General features: G+C 62.3%; 1 pseudogene. It reads right to left on the reverse strand.

Annotated features, from left to right (window positions below):
- Positions 1-228: pseudogene (locus MFF64_RS37475) on the reverse strand (methyl-accepting chemotaxis protein); the annotation flags it as partial.

The raw sequence follows: 228 nt of genomic DNA on the forward strand, positions 1-228 counted from the left end.
TTACCTGTCGACCGATCTCCTGCACGGACGAACCGAGCTCCTCAGCGGCAGCCGCAACAGTGTTGACGTTGGAAGCCGCCTCCTCAGCAGCTGCCGCGACCGTCGTAGACTGGCTGGCGGTTTCGGTAGCTGTGGCTGTCATCGTCTGCGCAGTCGCCTGCAGTTCGGTTGATGAGGAGGAGACCATGCCGATGATGCCGCCAACCGCAGCCTCAAAGCGGTGAGCAA

This window comes from Methylobacterium frigidaeris (assembly GCF_022179185.1).
In the GTDB taxonomy this organism is placed as follows: domain Bacteria; phylum Pseudomonadota; class Alphaproteobacteria; order Rhizobiales; family Beijerinckiaceae; genus Methylobacterium; species Methylobacterium frigidaeris.